The organism is Galbibacter kalidii (assembly GCF_026241135.1).
In the GTDB taxonomy this organism is placed as follows: Bacteria; Bacteroidota; Bacteroidia; order Flavobacteriales; family Flavobacteriaceae; genus Galbibacter.
Map to the genome: position 1 here is coordinate 1 of NZ_JAPFGA010000053.1, position 2076 is coordinate 2076.

Annotated in this window: 3 protein-coding genes; 1 reads left to right on the plus strand and 2 read right to left on the minus strand. The window is 45.7% G+C overall.

Annotated elements, in window-relative coordinates:
- Positions 1-200, minus strand: a 200-nt coding sequence (locus tag OOZ15_RS19760; protein ID WP_265958162.1) for a single-stranded DNA-binding protein, incomplete at its 3' end; no start/stop codon positions are given.
- 1171 nt (positions 201-1371) lie between these two features.
- Here OOZ15_RS19760 and OOZ15_RS19765 point away from each other — a divergent pair.
- Positions 1372-1701, plus strand: coding sequence for a YegP family protein (locus OOZ15_RS19765; RefSeq protein ID WP_265958163.1), 330 nt, complete (start codon positions 1372-1374; stop codon positions 1699-1701).
- Positions 1702-1735: 34 nt separating this feature from the next.
- On the opposite strand, the gene OOZ15_RS19770 is transcribed toward OOZ15_RS19765, so the two are convergent.
- A partial coding sequence (locus tag OOZ15_RS19770) for a hypothetical protein (protein WP_265958164.1) occupies positions 1736-2076 on the minus strand: 341 nt, incomplete at its 5' end.

The following is a 2076-nucleotide window of genomic DNA, read 5'->3' on the forward strand; positions in this document are numbered from 1 at the left end:
TCGATGATGTCTGCGGTCTTGCCCCAAGCGACAACGGTGTGCCAGTTGGTTTCGGTCTGTTTCTCCCCTTTGGAATTTTTATAATCCTCATTGGTGGCAAGTGACAGACGGGCTACTTTCTTTCCGCTGTCAAGTTTGGTAACCATAGGGTCTTGCCCTACATTTCCGATTAACTGTACTTGGTTTTTGATAGTACTCATGATTAAAAATTTAAAAGGTTAATAAATCCCCTTTTTATCTATGCGATTGCGTTCAGATTTTAAGGGGTGTTTGTTTGATTTCTTTCGTGCACCGCACAATGGATGGAGTGGGTTTTGTCAAGACTTTTAGGGAACAAATCAGGAGTGTCTGCGACGTAGTAAAACCTGCCTGACGGCAGGCAGGCCCTAGGGTTTTCAAGGAAGCAGAAACCTTATTTTTACCTAAAACTTGTACAGTCTTGACAAGTTCCATAATGGTATTAGCAATTCTTTTAAGCCCGTTTGTGTTTGAGCGTACCGGCAGTTAAGCGAGAAAAGCAAAGGGGGTTATATTAGAATTGGTTATGCCATGCCTGTTTTTCGCTGCCCCGAAAAACAGTAGAGGCCCCATCCATTATAAACCCCTTAAAATGTGTGGGCCGAACGCTTCATTTTTATGAATTGTCGAGCAAAGGCTAAAGAAGGCTTTGCCGGGAATTCAGTTAAGAAAATGAAGGGTTTGGCTTTCCTATTAAAAGTGGACTTGACCCGTTCCTTTTTGTGTCCCGATAACTATTGAATCGGGAAATGCAGTGTCCCTTTCCAACCAAAGCGGATCAGGCTAACGGGGCATGAGCAAAAAGGAAGGGGTTGTGTCCAAGACCTTTCTTTTGACGAAGCGCTTTTCCCGGAATGCCTGCCTGCCGCAGGCAGGGAGCTTGTCGGAATGAAGGGGAATGGGCTGCAGGGTACTATTTAAACTACCAAAGTGTGACATCATTGAAAGATTTGGGCAGGAAGTGGTTTGCTCTTTTAAAGATGGGTGCCGTGACCGGTAAGCTGTTCCGTTTTTGTAATTGCTTATTGCGTGAGGGGTAGCAGCGGCATCCTTTTGTGGTCATTTATTTTCACAAAAGATATAGCGGATGACCCGGCCCGCTTGCATTTTGGTGGAGGCTGTTGTGTGTGGGTAGAATGCAGGTGGTGACACGCCCAAATAAAACTAAATGCTGTAAATCGCAGGGTTTCGGAGATATTTTACAGGCAATGGTATAGACGGCAAATTATTTTTCGTACTGCCCATCCATCTATATGACAAGCCCGTCATGCAGGGCATGCTTTGGTTATATCCGGTTGGTATAAATCAATTTTTTTTGATACCTTTTTAGCATTAATCATAAAACCATTACTTATGCAAAAATTTGAAATTTACACAGACAAAGGCGGTGAGTTTAGGTTCCGCTTAAAAGCTACCAACGGACAGAACATCCTGGCCAGTGAAGGCTATAAGGCCAAGACCGGTTGCACCAATGGCATTGAATCTGTCAAACAGAACTCCCAGGATGACAGTAAATATGAGCGTCTGGAATCCAAAAACGGGAGCCCCTACTTTAACCTAAAGGCATCCAACGGACAAGTGATCGGGACCAGTGAGATGTATTCCTCGAAAAGTGCCATGGAAACCGGAATAGCCTCGGTTAAGAAAAATGCCCCCGGAGCCATTATCGATGACCTGACCTGATAAGGGCCATGACAAAATCTGCAAAAGCTGTCCATTATAGGGACAGCTTTTTTTGGCTTGTAGGTTCTTCTGCAGTGGGTTTGTCCGCTTTCAGCTTCAGCTTTAGGGCCTCCCGTCTTTTTTCGTAAATCCATACCCGAAGCCGCTTCAATAAGGTCTGCTCGTAATCGGACAGCTTCTCCGGTGCAATGTCCACCATCGCACCTATCTGCCCGGCATTCTTAAAGGTCCGTGCAAACTGTAGACCACACCATGTATAGATATTGACCCATTCACTGGGCATGGGTGGTTCAAGGGTCCGGGGCATCATATAGGCCACCACCTCGGTCAGGGAGGCCATCCGTTCGCCTTGCATCTGGACTAATAGGCGTGCCA